This window comes from Methylobacterium sp. 22177 (assembly GCF_052045615.1).
Taxonomy (GTDB): Bacteria; Pseudomonadota; Alphaproteobacteria; order Rhizobiales; family Beijerinckiaceae; genus Methylobacterium; species Methylobacterium radiotolerans.
Genome location: NZ_JBQEPK010000051.1, coordinates 1 through 15,971, shown reverse-complemented (window position 1 = coordinate 15,971; position 15,971 = coordinate 1). Strand labels below are relative to the sequence as shown.

The 15,971-nt window shown below is 69.2% G+C and carries 16 protein-coding genes; 4 read left to right on the top strand and 12 right to left on the bottom strand.

Annotated elements, in window-relative coordinates; all coding sequences use genetic code 11:
- Window positions 1–12: 12 nt before the first annotated feature.
- From ACTJK8_RS27975 to ACTJK8_RS27955, 5 genes are all read right to left on the bottom strand, one after another.
- Window positions 13–783 carry an SDR family NAD(P)-dependent oxidoreductase gene (locus ACTJK8_RS27975; RefSeq protein WP_024827604.1) on the bottom strand — a complete coding sequence of 257 codons (771 nt, stop codon included), beginning with the start codon at window positions 781–783 and terminating at the stop codon, window positions 13–15.
- A gap of 2 nt (window positions 784–785) precedes the next feature.
- Window positions 786–3,050, bottom strand: coding sequence for a xanthine dehydrogenase family protein molybdopterin-binding subunit (locus ACTJK8_RS27970; RefSeq protein ID WP_440762867.1), 2,265 nt, complete (start codon window positions 3,048–3,050; stop codon window positions 786–788).
- 32 nt (window positions 3,051–3,082) lie between these two features.
- On the bottom strand, window positions 3,083–4,090 hold the full coding sequence (locus ACTJK8_RS27965; protein ID WP_024827602.1) for an FAD binding domain-containing protein: 1,008 nt from the start codon (window positions 4,088–4,090) through the stop codon (window positions 3,083–3,085).
- A gap of 13 nt (window positions 4,091–4,103) precedes the next feature.
- Window positions 4,104–4,727: a (2Fe-2S)-binding protein gene (locus tag ACTJK8_RS27960; RefSeq protein WP_083460977.1), complete on the bottom strand. Its 624-nt coding sequence runs from the start codon at window positions 4,725–4,727 to the stop codon at window positions 4,104–4,106.
- Between the two features lie 67 nt (window positions 4,728–4,794).
- Window positions 4,795–5,484 (bottom strand): SDR family NAD(P)-dependent oxidoreductase, encoded by a 690-nt coding sequence (locus ACTJK8_RS27955; protein WP_024827600.1) that lies wholly within the window; start codon window positions 5,482–5,484, stop codon window positions 4,795–4,797.
- Window positions 5,485–5,584: 100 nt separating this feature from the next.
- Here ACTJK8_RS27955 and ACTJK8_RS27950 point away from each other — a divergent pair, with 100 nt between their 5' ends.
- A complete protein-coding gene (locus ACTJK8_RS27950; protein ID WP_024827599.1) occupies window positions 5,585–6,517 on the top strand; it encodes a LysR family transcriptional regulator in 933 nt (310 codons plus the stop codon).
- 14 nt (window positions 6,518–6,531) lie between these two features.
- On the opposite strand, the gene ACTJK8_RS27945 is transcribed toward ACTJK8_RS27950, so the two are convergent.
- From ACTJK8_RS27945 to ACTJK8_RS27935, 3 genes are all read right to left on the bottom strand, one after another.
- The gene (locus ACTJK8_RS27945; protein ID WP_024827598.1) at window positions 6,532–7,248 is read right to left on the bottom strand and encodes an SDR family oxidoreductase; all 717 of its coding nucleotides are present in this window, start codon (window positions 7,246–7,248) and stop codon (window positions 6,532–6,534) included.
- Between the two features lie 55 nt (window positions 7,249–7,303).
- On the bottom strand, window positions 7,304–7,978 hold the full coding sequence (locus ACTJK8_RS27940) for a peroxiredoxin-like family protein (RefSeq protein ID WP_024827597.1): 675 nt from the start codon (window positions 7,976–7,978) through the stop codon (window positions 7,304–7,306).
- 83 nt (window positions 7,979–8,061) lie between these two features.
- On the bottom strand, window positions 8,062–8,697 hold the full coding sequence (locus ACTJK8_RS27935; protein ID WP_024827596.1) for a glutathione S-transferase family protein: 636 nt from the start codon (window positions 8,695–8,697) through the stop codon (window positions 8,062–8,064).
- A gap of 122 nt (window positions 8,698–8,819) precedes the next feature.
- On the opposite strand from ACTJK8_RS27935, the gene ACTJK8_RS27930 reads away from it, so the two are divergent.
- Window positions 8,820–9,725: a LysR family transcriptional regulator gene (locus ACTJK8_RS27930; RefSeq protein ID WP_024827595.1), complete on the top strand. Its 906-nt coding sequence runs from the start codon at window positions 8,820–8,822 to the stop codon at window positions 9,723–9,725.
- Between the two features lie 97 nt (window positions 9,726–9,822).
- Window positions 9,823–10,593, top strand: coding sequence for an enoyl-CoA hydratase/isomerase family protein (locus ACTJK8_RS27925; protein ID WP_024827594.1), 771 nt, complete (start codon window positions 9,823–9,825; stop codon window positions 10,591–10,593).
- A 274-nt stretch (window positions 10,594–10,867) separates the two neighbouring features.
- Here the strand turns inward: ACTJK8_RS27925 and ACTJK8_RS27920 are convergent, their stop codons facing one another.
- From ACTJK8_RS27920 to ACTJK8_RS27910, 3 genes are all read right to left on the bottom strand, one after another.
- Complete coding sequence (locus ACTJK8_RS27920; protein ID WP_024827593.1) at window positions 10,868–11,644, bottom strand: MOSC domain-containing protein; 777 nt, start codon at window positions 11,642–11,644, stop codon at window positions 10,868–10,870.
- 283 nt (window positions 11,645–11,927) lie between these two features.
- Window positions 11,928–12,908, bottom strand: coding sequence for an alpha/beta hydrolase (locus ACTJK8_RS27915; RefSeq protein WP_043342529.1), 981 nt, complete (start codon window positions 12,906–12,908; stop codon window positions 11,928–11,930).
- A gap of 284 nt (window positions 12,909–13,192) precedes the next feature.
- Entirely contained in the window at window positions 13,193–14,110 is a 918-nt protein-coding gene (locus ACTJK8_RS27910; RefSeq protein ID WP_024827591.1) for a LysR family transcriptional regulator, read from the bottom strand.
- A 128-nt stretch (window positions 14,111–14,238) separates the two neighbouring features.
- Here ACTJK8_RS27910 and ACTJK8_RS27905 point away from each other — a divergent pair, with 128 nt between their 5' ends.
- Window positions 14,239–15,093: an alpha/beta fold hydrolase gene (locus tag ACTJK8_RS27905; protein ID WP_024827590.1), complete on the top strand. Its 855-nt coding sequence runs from the start codon at window positions 14,239–14,241 to the stop codon at window positions 15,091–15,093.
- A gap of 228 nt (window positions 15,094–15,321) precedes the next feature.
- On the opposite strand, the gene ACTJK8_RS27900 is transcribed toward ACTJK8_RS27905, so the two are convergent.
- On the bottom strand, window positions 15,322–15,954 hold the full coding sequence (locus tag ACTJK8_RS27900) for a tyrosine-type recombinase/integrase (RefSeq protein WP_440762871.1): 633 nt from the start codon (window positions 15,952–15,954) through the stop codon (window positions 15,322–15,324).
- Between the last annotated feature and the right edge of the window lie 17 nt (window positions 15,955–15,971).

The window sequence follows — 15,971 nt, the reverse complement described above, 5'->3', positions numbered from 1 at the left end:
CTGCGTACCTGTCTAGGGCAGCGCCACGCCGGACAGCGCCGCGCATCGGTCGAGCAGAGCTTGCTGAAGCGCGACGCGACGGGTGCCGGGCTCCGGCGACTTCTCGCGCCGGTGATAGAAGTAACGACCCGTGGCCTGGGCCGCCAGGCCGTCCCCGACCGCCAGCCATGCCTGGGTCACGGGCGCGGCTGCCATATCGTCCGGTGCCTCGGGGCCACCCATACGGGTCGATACCCAGCCCGGTTCGAGGGCGTTCGACCGCACCCCGGGCCAGCGCCGCGCCACCGCGAACGCCAGCAGCACGTCCAGGAACTTCGTTTCCGCGTAGGCCTGCGAGCCGCTCCAGCGCCGTCTGGTCCATTGGAGATCGTCCATGTCCGGGATACCGCCCGGGTGCATGCCCGAGCTCAGGTAGACGAGGCGGTCGGGCTTCTCCATCAAGGCCGTGAGCACGTAGGGCGCAAGGACGTTGATCGCGAAGAGATGGCTCAGGCCGTCCGCGGTCTCGATTCGGCGGGGTTCGCGATAGCCGATGCCGACATTGTGGATGACGGCGTCGAAGCGCCCGAGTTCGTTGGCCCGTTCGGCCACGGATCGCATGCCGGCGATGGTGACGACATCGCCGATGACGACGGCGGCCGCGTACGGAAGGGCCCGTCGCGCAGCCTCGCCGCGATCGGTGTTCCGCGCATGCAGCACGACCTCATGGCCCTCACGTGCCAGAAGCTCGCCCGCCATGAGCCCGAGGCCGTCCGAAGATCCTGTGATGAAGATACGGGCCATCGTCAGTTCTCCAGCAATGCTTCGGCCAGGATCGGCGTGTGCCGGAGGCGCTTTCCGGTGGCGTGCCAGACCGCGTCCGAGATGGCTGCGGCGACACCGGTGATGCCGATCTCGCCCACGCCCTTCACCCCTGCGGGATTGATGAACGGATCGGGATCGTCGAGGAACGTGACGCCGATCGTCGGTACGTCGAGGTTCACCGGGATCATGTACTCGGCCATGTTCGTGTTGGTGAACCGGCCGAAGCGTGGGTCCATGTGGGTCGACTCGAACAGCGCTTGGCTCATCCCCCAGGTGATGCCGCCGATCAGCTGGCTCTCGGCGAGCTTGGGATTCAGGATCCGGCCGCAGGCATAGACGCCCGTGAGTTGCCGCACCCGGATCAGCCCTAGATCGGGATCGACCGCGACCTTCGCGAAGATGGCGCCGAAGCTGTGCATCCCGCGCGGCCCCTCCCGCGCATCGCGCTCCGGATTGCCCGAGCGGACCTGCCCGACGCTCCCGGGATCGAACCGGCCGTCGCACGAGAGCTCCGTGAGGCCTGCGCGGCGGAGCACCGCCGTGACCGTATCGCCCGTTTCTTCGCCGCCGGCGACGATGCGCCCATCGTTCAGCTCCAGATCGTCGGCGTTGCGGCCATGCAGAGGGCTCTCGTCCTGGCCGACGGCCATCTCCAGCAGCTTGGCCTTCAGGTCGCGCGCGGCCGTCATCGCGGCGGGGGCCAGCGAGCCTGTCAGGGACGCGCCCGCCTGCATCGGCGCCTCGGGCAACGTGCTGTCGCCGATCAGCGGCTGGACCCGGTCGACCGGAAGGGCGAGTTCGTCGGCGACGATCTGGCGGAGGAAGGAGGCGCTGCCGGTGCCGATATCGGTCGCGCCCGAGGCTACACGCGCCTCTCCCCCCGCTGTGATGGTCACGCGCGCCTGGGCAGGCTGACGGTAGACGGTGTGCGAAGCGCTCGCCATACCCATGCCGATCAGCATCCCATCCGCCTGCATCGAGCGTGGACTGGGGTTGCGCGAGGACCAGCCGAAGCGCTCCGCTCCGACGCGGTAGCAGTCCTTCAGCCGCTTGCTCGACCAGGGGCTGCCGTCGACCGGATAGACATCCGCGTGGTTGCGCAGGCGCAACTCGATCGGGTCGGTGCCGAGTTCCGCCGCGAGTTCGTTGAGTGCGCATTCCTGGACCAGCATCCCGGGCGCCTCTCCCGGCGCGCGCATGAACGTTGGCGCCATCACGTTGGTGCGCCGGAGCCGGCAGCGCGTCTCGAGCGCCGGCAGGTCGTACATGAAGGTGAAGGGGTACCAGCTCGGCTCGACCCAATCCTCCCAGGCGGGCGTCGCCGACAGCTTGGTCACATCGGCCGCGACCAGTCTGCCGTCGCGCGTCGCGCCCAGCCGAAGGTCGATCCGCTGCTCCTCGCGGAAGCCGACTGAGGTGTACATCTGGGCGCGACTGAGCACGAGGCGCACGGGGCGGCCGACCTGCCGCGCCGCCAGCGCAACAAGCCAGCTATGGGACCAGACCGGCCCCTTGCATCCGAATCCGCCGCCGACGTAATGCGTCAGCACGCGGACGTTCTCGCGCGGTAGGCCGAGCAGCTTGGCCAGCCCGTTGCGGTGATTGTAGACGTGCTGGCTGGTCTCGTAGAGCGTCAGGCGGTCCGCACCGTCCCAGACCGCGGTGGATGTGACCGGCTCCATCGGGTTGTGATGGTTGTTCGAGAGCCGCCAGCTCCCTTCGATCGAGACGTCGGCGTCGTCGAGCGCGACCGCTCCCTTACCGCGCTTGACCGTGGCGGGAAGATACCCGGCGAGGAAGCCGAGCCAGACCTGCTCGGGCTCGTGGTAGGCTTCGCCGGCGAGGTCGGGTCCGCCGTCCAGGCCGACGACGGGTGCGTCCTCGGTGAACGCGAAGCGGAGCAGCGTCGCCGCGTGCCGTGCGGCCTCGAGCGTCTCGGCCAGGACAAGCCCGATCGGCTGTCCGGCGTAGTGGATCGTCATGTCCGCCATCGGCACGAAGGCCGAGCCGTACATGATGTCCCAATCGGGTTGCTCGGGTACGCTCGGTAGCTTCGGCATCGTCTCCGGCGTGAAGACGCGGACGACGCCTGGAACCGCCTCGGCGGCGGCAGTGTCCACCGTGCGGATCGTGCCGCGGGCGATCGGGCTCGGCACGAGCACCGCATGCAGCAGATCGGGGATACCGATGTCGCCGGTGTAGGCGATCGCACCGGAGACCTTGAGGCCCGCTTCGATGCGGGGCATCGGGCGGCCGGTATTGGGCTGTATGGCTGCACTCATGCGCGCACCTCCGTATGGCGACGGGCGAGCGTCTGCAGCGCCCGCGCGATGGCAGCCCTGGCCTGCGGGAGCTTGTAGGCGTTGCCGGGTTGCGGACGCGCAGCGTCGAGCGCGACGTCGGAGAGCCGGGCGAGCGCCGCCGCATCGTCGGGACGTCGTCCGGCGAGGATCTCGGCAGCCCGTTCGATTCGCCACGGCTTCGCGGCGAGCCCTCCCAGGGCCAGCCGGGCATCGCGGATCGTGCCGTCCTCCTCGAACTCCGCGGCGGCGGCGACAGAAACGGACGCATACTCGTACGAGCTGCGGTCGCGCACCTTCAGGTAGTGGGATCGGCGGCTCAGAGCATCGACGGGCACGGTGACACCGGTGACGATCTCGCCGCTGGCGATCACCGTCTCGATCTCCGGCGTCGCGTCGGGCAGGCGATGGAACTCCGCGGCGGGTACGCTGCGCGCGCCGTCCGGGCCGTGCAGATGAACCGTGCCGTCCAGCGCCACCAGCATGACCGCGAAGTCCCCGGGATAGTTGGCGATGCACCGCTCCGAGGTACCGAGGACCGCCAAGTTGCGGTTCTCGCCGCCGATCGCGCCGCAGCCGCTTCCGGGCTCGCGCTTGTTGCAGGGGAAATGACGGTCGCGGAAATAGAGGCAGCGCGTGCGTTGGAGCAGGTTGCCGCCGATCGAAGCCATGTTGCGCAGCTGGCTGGAGGCCGCCGACAGCAGCGATTCCGACAGGCCAGGGGAGTGCGCGCGCACGGCCGGGTGCCTCGCGACATCGCTCATCCGGGCGAGCGCGCCGATTTCGAGGGTCCCATCCGACTGGCTGATCTGGTCCATGTCCGGTAGGCGATTGACGTCGATCAGCAGGACGGGATGCATCACGCCCGACTTCATCAGGTCGACCAGCGTCGTGCCACCGGCGAGAAAGCGTGCCTCCGGATTGTCATGGGCCAGGCTGATCGCCTCGTCGCGTGTACGCGGTTCGACATAGCCGAAGGGTTGCATGGCGGGTGCCTCCTCAGACTTCGTCGGCGGCGGTGGTCGCGGCCACCTCGCGCACGGCGGCGACGATGTTCTGATAGGCGGCGCAGCGGCACAGGTTTCCGCTCATCCGTTCGCGGATCTCGCCTTCATCGAGGTCGACCCGACCGGCGAAGTCCCGCATCGGATCGGTTGCCGCGCTCGGCCAACGCCGATCGGCCTCGGCCAGCATGGCGACGGCGGAGACGACCTGTCCCGGCGTGCAGTAGCCGCACTGGAGGGCGTCGTGATCGACGAAGGCCTGTTGCATCGGGTGAAGGGTGCCGTCGCCGGAAGCCAGTCCTTCGATCGTGACGATGGCGCCGTTGCGCGCCGACAGCGCCAGCGTCAGGCATGATAGAACACGCCGTCCGTCGATCATGACCGTGCAGGCCCCGCAGGCGCCGTGATCGCAGCCCTTCTTCGTGCCCGTGAGGCCGACGCGCTCGCGCAGAGCATCCAGCAGCGTGGTCCAGGGTTCGACGCTGACATGGTGGTCCGCGCCGTTCACATGCAGCCGTAACGGCACCGCTGCGAGCGGATCGTGTACCGCGAAGGTGAAATCAGGCTGCGCCGATGCCGTCGGGCTCCGTGCATCTGCCGACACTGTATCAGTCGACATCTCCGCTCTCCTCCGTAGTCCGCTGCTCGCTATGCTGTCCGATCCATTCGTTCGACGAGGCACCCGGTCACCAGGGTAGCGATTGGTTGAACCGGTCGACGTAGCGCAGCCCCGGCCTGCCGCGGGTCGCGTCGATCATGTCGACCACGAACGGAATGCTGTCCTCGATCGATAGAGCCGCGTCGCTGCCGCCCATCTCGGTCCGCACCCAGCCGGGGGCGACGAGGAGCAACGCATGCCCGTCGTCGGGGTGCTTCGCCGCATAGCCTTTCATCAGCATGTTGAGGGCGGCCTTGCTGGACGCGTAGAGCTGCCAGCCGCCGGTGGCGTTCGCGATGCTGCCGAGCTCTGAGCTCATGATCGCGACGGTGCCCCGGGGCGGCACCAGATCGTGCAGCAGCTCGACCGCCCGCACGGGCGAGAAGGCGTTGGTCAGCATCATGTCGAGGAAATCCGCCTCCGATGCGCCGGCCGGACTCCCGTCGATCGCGCGCGCGATGCCCGCGTTGATGAACAGGACGTCGACGCGTCGACCGCTCAGGCGCTCGCGTAGCGCGCGGACCGTGCCGGCATCGTTGATGTCGACCGTCTCGATCGCGAGGCTGCCGGGGAAGCGGTTCGCGAGCGCCTCGAGCGGGTCGGAGCGGCCGCGCGCCGTGGCGATCACGCGCCATCCGCGCTCGAGCCACTCCTGCACGAGGGCGAGCCCCAGTCCGCGCGAAGCGCCGACGACGAGCGCCGTGGATCGATCCGTCATGCGAGCCTCCTCTGCGGTGACGCAGACTGATGTGGCGCAGAGGCATCGAAGAAATTAGCGTCGTTCTGTCCGATCATTCCGGACGAGGAGTCATGGAACGATGCCTTACGATGGCCGACTGCTCGCCGGCGTGACGATCCTGATGGCGGTGGTCGAGGCCGGGACCATGACCCGGGCGGCCGAGGCCCTGGGCCTCACCCAGTCCGGCGTCGGTCGCGCCATCCAGCGCCTGGAGGCGCGTGTCGGCGTGCGCCTGCTCGATCGCACGACCCGGACCTTGCGGCTCACCGACGAGGGGCGACGCTTCTGGGAGCGCGTCGGCCCGCATCTCGACGGGATTGAGGAAGCCGCCTTGGAAGCGGCTGGCAGCGCGTCGACGGTGCGTGGGCGCCTGCGGGTGAACGTCGACCCGTTCTTCTCGCGCCTTGTCCTATCGCGGGAACTGACGCGCTTCCTCGCGATCCATCGCGAGCTGCGGCTCGAACTGATCATGCGCGATCAGATCGGCGACCTCGTCGCTGACGGGTTCGATATGGCGCTCCGGTTCGGAGATCCGCCGGTGGCGGGCTTCACCGCGCGCAAACTCCTGGAAACGCGGATCCTGACGGTCGCCTCGCCGGCGTACCTCGCTTCGCACGGCCGCCCCGCGCACCCGCGAGACCTCCGCGACCACGCCTGCATCGACTATCAGGATCCGCTGACGGGTCGCCCCTTCGAATGGGAGTTCCGCCGCCGCAACGAGGTAATCCCCGTGCGGCAGCCGGCGCGCCTGATGGTGTCGGACGTCGAGACGATGATCGGCGCCTGCTGCGAGGGCGCGGGAATCGCGCAGGTCATGCAGCTCGGCAGCCGGAACATCGTAGCGAGCGGCAGGCTCGTCGAGATCTTCCCGGACTGGCCCGACGAGACCTTCCCCCTGTACGCGATCTACCCGTCGCGCCAGCATCGCGCCGCCAAGGTCCGCGCCTTCACCGAGTGGTGCCTGCAGCTAGTCGGCGGCGACAACGAACTCGATGCCGCCACGACCCGGTGAGACGCGTCCGGGGGCTACAGCGCCGCCCGGCCGATCGAGGCACCGCCGTCGACGTAGAGCGTCTGCCCCGTCATGAACGCCGCCCCGTCCGACATCAGGAACGCGATGACGGCGGCGATCTCCTCCGGCCGGCCGAAGCGCCCCATCGGTACCCCGGCGAGGTAGCGCAGCTCGCCCTCGCTGCCCGGCGGGTTGTTGGCGCGGAACAGCTCGGTCTCGGTCGGGCCCGGAGCGACTGCGTTGACCGTGATCCCGGTCGTGGCGAGTTCGAGCGCCCAGGAGCGTGTGAAGCTGACGAGCGCCGCCTTCGCGGCCGCGTATGCCGTGCGCTCGACGCTGCCGAGGACGGTCAGGCTGGCGATGTTGACCACCCGGCCCCAGCCGCGCTGTCGCATGCCCGGCAGGGTCGCCTGCACGGTTTGGACCGCCGGGTGAAGGTTGACGCGCAGGACCTCGTCCAGCGCGGGGATCTCGACCGCCCCGAGCCGCTGCGGCCGGACCAGTCCGACATTGTTGACCACGCCGTCGAAGGCGAAGCGTCCGGTCAGCTCGGCGAGGACCGCATCGGTCGCCGCATCGTCGGCGAGGTCGACTGTCACGAGCGTGCCGGGGAAGCCCTCGAGACCGCCGCGGGCGAGGCCGACGACGTGGTGGCCCGCGCCGGCGAGGTGGCGGGCCAGCGCCAGCCCGATGCCCTTGCTGGCACCGGTTACGAGAAAGGTACGGGACATCTTGGATCTCCTTGAGGCCGCGCGACCGCCGACGCGGCCCGGGCGCTGTGTCTGATCAGGCGGAAACGGAAGCGGCGCGGCGGAGCGCCGGCAGCATGTCCGCGGGCTCGGGGCGGCGCGTGTAGTCGGGGTTCACTTCGGCGTAGAGGATCACGCCATCCTGTCCGACGACGAAGCGCCCGGGCATCGGCAGGGTCCAGCTCGCGTCGCCGTTGAACGCCGGCAGGTCGTTCTTCAGGCTCTTGTAGAGGTCGACGAGGTAGTCGGGCAGCGCGAAGCGCAGGCCGAACGCGGCCGCGACGTCGTTGTGGGGGTCCGACAGGATCAGGAAGCCGAGGGAGTTCTGGCGGACCGACTTCCGGCTGTTGGCCGCCGTCTGCGGCGAGATGGCGACGAGGCTTGCGCCCATGTGCTCGAATTGCGGCAGCGCTTCTTGAAGCGCCTGGAGCTCCATGTTGCAGTAGGGGCACCAGACGCCCCGGTAGAAGCTGATCACGAGCGGGCCGCGCGCCAGCAGGTCGGCGGACGAGACGGGCTGGCCGTCTGGATCCCGCAACGTGAAAGCCGGGGCTCGTTCTCCGGCCTTCAGGGCGCGGGTCGCGGCGCCGGAGGCGATCAGCTCCGCGGTGGCCCGATGCATCGTCGCGATGACCGCGGGTGGGACGTTGTAGGGGGGCTTGCCGGCCTCGAAGTCGGCCTTGAACACATCGAGCTTGGATTGCAGGGTCATGGGTCCTCTCCTCGGTGGGTGGTGGCTGTCGGAAAGGCGCCGCGGTTGCCCGGTGCGCCTCGATGTTCGGCTTGGGCCGTTCCTCAGGCCTGAGGCACGAGCGCGTTCACCCGCTCCATCGCGCGCTGGACGGCTGGACGCGCGGCCACCGCGTCGTACCAGCGGGCGACATGCGACGTTTTCTCGAAGCTCACGCCAGCGAACTCGCGCCGCCAGAGCCAGCCGAAATGGGCGATATCGGCCACCGTGAAGGCGTCGCCGGCGACGTAGGGGCGCTCGGCCAGGATGCCGTCGAGCACGCCCAGCGTCCGGTTCGCCTCCGCCGAGAAGCGGGCGGTGGCGAGCGGCTGCGGCTCGGCGGCCTGGCGCTGGAAGAAGCCCGCCTGCCCGAAGGCCGGGCCGAGCCCGGAGGCGTGGAAGAACAGCTGCTCGAACACACGCGCCCGGCCCTCGCCGTCCGGCGCCATCAGGCGGCCGCTCGTCTCGGCCAGATAGACCAGGATCGCCGCGGATTCGGTCAGGATCAGCCGGCCGCCTGTCGCCGCGGGGTCGACCAGCACCGGCACCTTCGCGTTCGCGTTCAGCGACACGAATTCCGGAGCCTTCTGCTCGCCCTGACGCACGTTCACGCCGTGCAGGACGTAGGGAAGACCGAGTTCCTCGAGGGCGATCGGGACCTTGATGCTGTTGGGCGTGGCGAAAGCGTAGACCTCGAACATGTCCACTTGGCTCCGGCGGGACCACCGCGCCGATGCGGTGGAGACGGTCGGATCGATGCACCCCTCCCGATGGACAGGGCAGGCAGCCCGGGGCGATAACGCTCATTCCAGGGAGGAATGGCGTGGATCGGTACCAAGCGATGGCCACCTTCGTGCGGGTCGTGGAGGCGGGCTCCTTCTCGGGCGCGGCGCGGCTCCTGAACGTCGGCCAGCCGGCCGTCTCGAAGACGGTGGCGCAGCTGGAGAGCCGGCTGCAGGTCAGCCTGCTCGTCCGCTCGACGCACGGCCTGAGCCCCACGGAAGCCGGCCTGCGCTTCTACGAGCGGGCCCGGGCGGCCATCGCCGAGGCGGACGAGGCCGAGCTCGCCGCCCGCGGCGCGGGCGCAGGGCTCTCGGGGCGGCTGCGCGTCTCGGCGGCGACCACCTTCGCGCGGCTCCACGTGGTGCCGTTGCTGCCGCGCTTTCTCGCCGAGCACCCCGACCTCGACATCGAGATCGTCCTCGACGACCGGGTGATCGACCTCGTCGGCGAGGGGGTCGACCTGTCCCTGCGCATGGGCACCCTGCCGGACTCGGCCGCCGTCGCGCGCAAGCTCGCCACCGGGGCGCGCTCGGTCCTCGCCACCCCCGGCTATCTCGCCCGCGCGGGCGAGCCGCACAGTCCCGCGGACCTCGCCGGGCACGAAGCGGTGGTCTACAGCCGGCAGCCCGATGCCTGGTCCTTCACCCAGGACGGCGCCGAGGTCTCGATCGCGGTCCACGGCCGCGTGCGCGTCAGCGCGGCCGAGGGCCTGCGCGCGGCCGTGCTGGCCGATATCGGACTCACCGTCACGTCGGACTGGATGTTCGCCCCGGAACTGGCGAGCGGCGCGGTGCGGCGGCTGCTGCAGGCCTGGACGCTGCCGGACATCGATCTCTGGGCGGTCTTCCCCACCGGTCGCATGGCGAGCGCGAAGGCGCGCCGCTTCGCCGACTTCGTCCAGGCGGCTCTGGCCGGGACCGGCGAGGCCCATTCCGCGGCGGCATAAGCCTTATCGCGCCGCGCCGTCATCCGTCGCCGGACGGAGCCGTCTACCTCGTCCTCACGCCGACCAAACGGGGCCGGCCACCACGAGGACAGCACCGATGGCCCGTTTCGAGACCTACCGCGACGCCTTCCCCAATGCCCGCCTGACCCGCAAGCCGAACGGCGTGCTGGAGGTCATGCTCCACACCGAGGGCGGCAAGCTCGTCTTCAACGGCCACACCCACGAGCAGTTCGTCGACCTGTTCCACGCCATCGGCGAGGACCGCGACAACCGGGCGGTGATCCTGACCGGTGCGGGCGACGCGTTCATGGACGCGATCAGCCCCGAAGGCTTCGATTTCTTCACGCCGCAGGGCTACGACAAGATCCTGCGGGAGGGCCGCAAGGTGCTGGGCAACATCCTCGACATCGAGGTGCCGATGATCACCGCGCTGAACGGCCCTGTGCTGCTGCACAGCGAGTACGCGCTGCTCACCGACATCGTGCTGGCCACGCCCGAAACGGTCTTCCAGGACAAGCCGCACTTCGAGTTCGGCATCGTCCCGGGCGACGGGATGCACATCCTGTGGCCCGAGGTGATCGGCTCGATCCGCGGGCGGTACTTCCTGCTGACGCGGCAGGTGCTGGATGCCCAGACGGCCAAGGATTGGGGCGTCGTCAACGAGATCGTGCCGCAGGACCGGCTACTGGCCCGGGCGCACGCGATCGCGGACGGCATCGCCGCCCTTCCGCCGCTCACCGGCCGCTACACCCGGATCGCGCTGACGCAGCGCCTGCGGCGGCTCGTCGAGGAGGGCACCGGCTACGGCCTCGCCCTGGAGGGCATCAGCGCCGCCGACGTGGCCCGGACCATGGCCGCCCAGGCCTGAGCGCACGGCCGCTCCGAACCGGCGCACGGCGCATCGGGCCCGCAAGGACAGCCTGAAGCGCCGTGCCCGCAACGGCGGAGCCGAGTCCCATCCGCGCGGCGTCGCCTCACGCACGGCGGCGATCACATGGGGGTGCCGTTCCCGGTCGTCGTTGCGGAGCAAGGAGTTCTGCGCGCCGCGGACGGGATGTGGACGACGAGGCGGCTTCCCGCTTCGAACGCGGGCAAGGGCTCGCCATCCGACCGACGAAGGTCGACCTCGCCGGCCGTCTCCGTCATGGGATCTCGACGGGGGAGCCGATCTCCACCGTGCCGCCCTCGAGCACCTCGGCGTACACCCCGAGGTCGGGATGACCGTAGGTGTCCATGAGCGAGCGCGGGATCGTCATGTTCCGCTCGGCGGTGACCGGGTCCACGTCGGTGGCCGCGCAACGCCGGGTCCTCCTGACAATCCGAAGCCTCGCGGAGCCGATCGCGATCTCCCTGTCCATCAGCGCGAATTCCCGGAACGCGTCGAGGCCGTCGACATAGAGGTTGGCTCTGAAGCGCAGGGGGTCAATCTGGGCGTCGATGCGGGCCCCGAAGTCGCGAACGCTGTTGAGGTTCATCAGCGATATGGCGTTCATCATCTGCTTCGAGTGCACGGAAATGTCCGTGAAGCGATTGCGGCCGCCCACCGCCACCGTCGGCTCCTTGCCTGCGCCGAGGTCGAACATGGTCGCGAAGAACCGGCTCACGGCCCGCCGGCCGGCTTCCGTATCCAGGTTTTCGGCAAGGACGCGCTGGCCTTGCACGCGGACCTCCAGCTGATGCGTCCGGCTGTCGAAGAAGGTCGACAGGCTCGCGAGCCGCTCCTCCCTGACGAGGACGATGAACCGGGTCTTGGGCAGCGGCTGGTAGTCGATGGGATCGTAGCCGCTGTCGTGCCGTGCGAGGCCATAGACACGGTCGAACGGGAAGCCCTCGCCCTGGACCAGCTGCACGTGGGGCAGGGGCTGCGCGCTCAGCCCCTTCACCGGGTAATGGTACAAAGCGGAGACGGTCGGGGCCATCGCAGCCCTCCTTGCCGGTCAGAGTGAAGGGATGCCGTCGCCGGGCCTGACGAAGGATCGGGGCGGCGGACGGGGATTGCATCTCGCGGACCGATCCGACCGGTCCGCCCGCTCGCCCGGGATACTCCGTCCGGGTGGGACGAAGGGAGATAGGCCGTGTGCTGCCTTGGCGCGCCTCCGCGCGGGGGGGGGCAGGCTGCGCAAGGCCGCCCGAGGCCGGCACCGTGCTGCCGGCCGGGATGAGGGTCTGCCCGGACAGGAGAGTGCCGACGGCCGTGGCCCCTCAGAAGAAGGCTCGGATCTCCTCGGCGATGTCGCCCCCGTTCGTTTCCAGCGCGAAGTGGCCGGTGTCGAGGAAGCGGACCCGGGCGTCCGGGATGTCGCGCTTGAACGCCTCGGCTCCGGGCGGGATGAAGAAGGGGTCGTTGCGACCCCAGATGGCGAGGAGCTTCGGGCGGCGCTCCCGGAAGAGGGCCTGAATCAGCGGGTAGCGTTCCAGGTTGCGCTTGTAGTCGAGCTTGAGCTCGACTTGGCGGTCCGCATTGCCCGGTCGCGCCAGAATGGCGGCGTCGAGCGTGTAGGACTCGGGCTCGATGACCGACGGGTCGGGCACCCCGTGGAAGTAGGGTACCTTGACGCCGTCGAGGGTCATGCGGGCGCGGATGGACTCCAGGGCGGCCCCGTTCGGCTCCGCCCAATAGGCCCTAAGGGGCGCCCAGGCCGCCTCGCCGAGCCCTTCCAGGTAGGCGTTGCCGTTCTGGGACACGATGCCGGCGATCCGGTCGGGATGCGCGAGCGCCAGATCCCACCCCACCGGAGCCCCGTAGTCGAACGTGTAGAGGAGGTAGCGCCGGAGGCCGAGGACGTCGACGAAGGACTCGATCGTTCGAGACAGCGACGCGAAGTCGTAGACGTAGCCGCGCTCGTCCGGGACCACCGTGAAGCCGAAGGACGGGAGATCCGGCGCGATCAGGCGAAACCGGTCCGCGAGCCTCGGCATGAGATGGCGGAAGTAGAAGGACGAATTCGCGAAGCCGTGCAGCAGCAGGAACACCGGGGCGTCGGGCCGGCCGGCCTCGCGATAGAAGACGTCCACGCCGTCGGCCCGGACCGTGCCGTGGCGAACCCCTGCGACCCCGGCGGGCCGCGTGTCCGCCGCGTCGGCGCCGACGGCGCCTAGGCCTGCCGCCACGACGCTGCCGGCGAGAATGCTCCGCCGCGTCGTCCGGGCAGGCCCCTGTTGGAATGCCGTGTCCTGTCTCATCGCTCCACTCGCATCCGTGCGGGCCGGGGAACGTCCGGATGGCTCGCCCCGCGACCGCGGATGTCGCGCATGTCGGAGAGGGGTGTACGCGCCGTCGCCGCGATTCCCCCGACTGTGCCGCGGCTTGCAGGCTCGGGACCGGACAGTGGGATCACGATGCACTCTCTCGGCACTCGCGAGAACACAGAGTTTCCGAAACTCAGCCTTACGGGTTCCGAGAGGTGGTTGGCCGGCCTTTCCCCACCCGGCGGACGGTCGTTCCACGCTGACGGATGCGCCGGCCTTCATGCGCGTGGGGCGACGGCACCCAGGGACGCGCGAATGCGCGGCGTCGCGAAGTCGAGGAATGCCCGCAGCTTGAGCGGAAGGCGTCCGTGGCCGACATGGACGACGCTGACCGGGACCGGGTCGAGCTCGAACGACCGCAGCACGAGGACCTGGCGCCCGTCGGCGACCAGGGGGGCCGCTTGGTACGATAGCACCTGCGTGAGGCCGACGCCGGCCGCCGCCGCGTCGAGGGCGGCCTCGGCCGTGTTGACCTGGAGGCGCGAGCGCACCCGGACCGCCTGGACGGCCTTCCTGCCGGGCGTGGCGAAATGCCAGGCCGGACCGGCGGCCTGGTCGCTGAAGGTCACGCACGGGATCTCGGCAAGGTCGGACAGCGTGCGGGGCGTTCCGTGGGCAGCGAGGAAGTCCGGGCTGCCGCAGACCACGCGGGTGACCGTGCCCAGCCGCGCCGTCACCAAGTCGCTGTCTGGCAGGTGCGAGATGCGGACTGCCAGATCCACGTGATCCTCCACGAGGTCCAGGGCCCGGTCGGTCAGGACGAGGCGCACGGTGATGTCGGGGAACCGGGACAGGAAGGCCGTGACCACCGGCAGCACGTGGAGGCGCCCCAAGACCAGCGGGGCCGTCATCGTCAATTCACCGCGGGGCTCGGTGTACTCGCCCTTCACCGCACGCTCGGTCTCCTCGACCTCGCCGAGCAGCCGCCGGCATGCGTCGATATAGGCGGCCCCCGCGTCGGTCGGGGTCAGCTTCCGGGTGGTGCGGACGAGGAGCCTCGCGCCGAGATGGGCTTCCAGGTCCGCGATCTTGCGGCTGACGCTGGGCAGGGGGACGCCGAGCTTGCGCCCGGCGGCCGACAGGCTTCCGGCCTCCACGGCCGCGACCAAGATCGTCATGGCCTCCAGGCGATCCATCCGCCCTCTCGTTTTCAGCAACTGTCACTCCCGGATAAGCCAGATTATCCCGGAGGGAGCAAGCCGGTATCCAAGAGTCACCGACGGCGTGCAGCAGGGGCTGCACTGGCCGCACCGGAGGGCAAACGATGAGCCAGACCGCCTATCGCACCGTCGACGTCGACGGCCACACGGTCTTCTACCGGGAGGCCGGCGACCCGACGAAGCCGGCGCTCCTGCTGCTGCACGGCTTCCCCTCGTCCGGCCACATGTTCCGCGACCTGATCCCGCTGCTCGCGGACCACTTCCACCTCGTCGCCCCCGACCTGCCGGGATTCGGGCTGTCCGAGATCAAGCCGCGCGCCGCCTTCGGCTACACCTTCGACGCGCTGGCGAAGGTCATCGGCCGCTTCACGGAGGTCATCGGATTGAAGACCTACGCGCTCTACGTCTTCGATTACGGCGCGCCTACCGGCTTCCGGGTCGCCATGGCGCATCCCGAGCGGGTGACCGCCATCATCTCGCAGAACGGCAACGCCTACGAGGAAGGGCTGAGCGAGGGCTGGAACCCGATCCAGCGTTACTGGCGGGACCGAAGCGACGCCAACCGGCAGGCGCTGCGCGAGCTGCTCACTGCCACCTCAATCCGCTGGCAGTACGAGCACGGCGTGCCGGACACGTCGTTGGTCTCGCCGGACGGCAGCGCGCTGGACGCGTGGTACATCCAGAGGCCGGGGATCGACGAGATCCAGCTCGACCTGTTCGGCGACTATGCGAGCAACGTGGCGCTCTACCCCGGCTTCCAGGCCTACTTCCGAACGCACCGGCCGCGGCTGCTGGCGATCTGGGGCCGGAACGACCCGTTCTTCCTGCCGGCCGGCGCGGAAGCGTTCCGGCGCGACATCCCTGATGCCCAGGTCCGTTTCTTCGACACGGGGCATTTCGCCCTGGAGACGCATGCCAAGGACATCGCCGAGGCTATCGCGAGCTTCCTCAGGTTCTAGAGTGACAATCTTTGGGGTCCTGGGTCAGCCTGAAAGACGGCAGGCACAAAAGGAACGGCCCGCTCTGATGAAGCGGGCCGTCCCCCCTGAAGCCTGCTCGCGGCGGCGAAACCATGACAGACTTCCGCTTTCAAGCGATATCCGATGCCCGGGGAATTTCCGGTGTGGGCGCTTTGCTGCCGGGCCGGTTCCGAAGCCCCTCGACACAAATGCCGAGGGGCCGAACGCTCAAATCTCAGTTCCCTCTGCCAAGGTCAGAGCATCCTCGACGTCAACGCCGAGGTATCTGACCGTGCTTTCGATCTTGGTATGGCCAAGTAGGATCTGGACGGCACGAAGGTTGCCAGTTCGCTTGTAGATCAACGATGCCTTCGTGCGGCGGAGGGAATGGGTGCCATAATCCTCGCTGCGCAGCCCGATGCCCGTGACCCACTCATCGACCAAGCGCGCATACTGCCGGGTGCTGATGTGCGTGACGCCGTCGAGCCTGCTGGGGAAAGCGTAGTCGTCGAGCGTACCACCCCTGGCCTCCAGCCATGCGAGGATGCTGGTTCGTGCGGGTTCGAGTAATTCGAACTGCACCGGTCGGCCGGTCTTGCGCTGGATGACGATGGCCCGGCTACGAACGCGACCGCCACTGACGAGATCGCCGATCTTTAGCTTGACGATGTCGCAGCCGCGCAGCTTGCTGTCGATGGCAAGGTCGAACATTGCTCGGTCGCGTGTGCGCAATTCGCGGTCAAGCCAGAACCGGATGGCCCAGACCTGCTGAGGCTTGAGGGCTCGTTTGGCGCCAAGCTTGCGGCCAGCATTCCAGGCCGGCCGTCCTTTGACGGCCGGATCGTGTGCAGAATGTCCCATCGTCTGTCTCCTCGCCG

Bases quoted from the DNA above. Each gene is read 5' to 3' on its own strand.
- ACTJK8_RS27975 (WP_024827604.1), bottom strand. From the start codon at position 783: ATGGCCCGTATCTTCATCACAGGATCTTCGGACGGCCTCGGGCTCATG.
- ACTJK8_RS27970 (WP_440762867.1), bottom strand. From the start codon at position 3,050: ATGCCCCGCATCGAAGCGGGCCTCAAGGTCTCCGGTGCGATCGCCTAC.
- ACTJK8_RS27965 (WP_024827602.1), bottom strand. From the start codon at position 4,090: ATGCAACCCTTCGGCTATGTCGAACCGCGTACACGCGACGAGGCGATC.
- ACTJK8_RS27960 (WP_083460977.1), bottom strand. From the start codon at position 4,727: ATGTCGACTGATACAGTGTCGGCAGATGCACGGAGCCCGACGGCATCG.
- ACTJK8_RS27955 (WP_024827600.1), bottom strand. From the start codon at position 5,484: ATGACGGATCGATCCACGGCGCTCGTCGTCGGCGCTTCGCGCGGACTG.
- ACTJK8_RS27950 (WP_024827599.1), top strand. From the start codon at position 5,585: ATGCCTTACGATGGCCGACTGCTCGCCGGCGTGACGATCCTGATGGCG.
- ACTJK8_RS27945 (WP_024827598.1), bottom strand. From the start codon at position 7,248: ATGTCCCGTACCTTTCTCGTAACCGGTGCCAGCAAGGGCATCGGGCTG.
- ACTJK8_RS27940 (WP_024827597.1), bottom strand. From the start codon at position 7,978: ATGACCCTGCAATCCAAGCTCGATGTGTTCAAGGCCGACTTCGAGGCC.
- ACTJK8_RS27935 (WP_024827596.1), bottom strand. From the start codon at position 8,697: ATGTTCGAGGTCTACGCTTTCGCCACGCCCAACAGCATCAAGGTCCCG.
- ACTJK8_RS27925 (WP_024827594.1), top strand. From the start codon at position 9,823: ATGGCCCGTTTCGAGACCTACCGCGACGCCTTCCCCAATGCCCGCCTG.
- ACTJK8_RS27920 (WP_024827593.1), bottom strand. From the start codon at position 11,644: ATGGCCCCGACCGTCTCCGCTTTGTACCATTACCCGGTGAAGGGGCTG.
- ACTJK8_RS27915 (WP_043342529.1), bottom strand. From the start codon at position 12,908: ATGAGACAGGACACGGCATTCCAACAGGGGCCTGCCCGGACGACGCGG.
- ACTJK8_RS27910 (WP_024827591.1), bottom strand. From the start codon at position 14,110: ATGGATCGCCTGGAGGCCATGACGATCTTGGTCGCGGCCGTGGAGGCC.
- ACTJK8_RS27905 (WP_024827590.1), top strand. From the start codon at position 14,239: ATGAGCCAGACCGCCTATCGCACCGTCGACGTCGACGGCCACACGGTC.
- ACTJK8_RS27900 (WP_440762871.1), bottom strand. From the start codon at position 15,954: ATGGGACATTCTGCACACGATCCGGCCGTCAAAGGACGGCCGGCCTGG.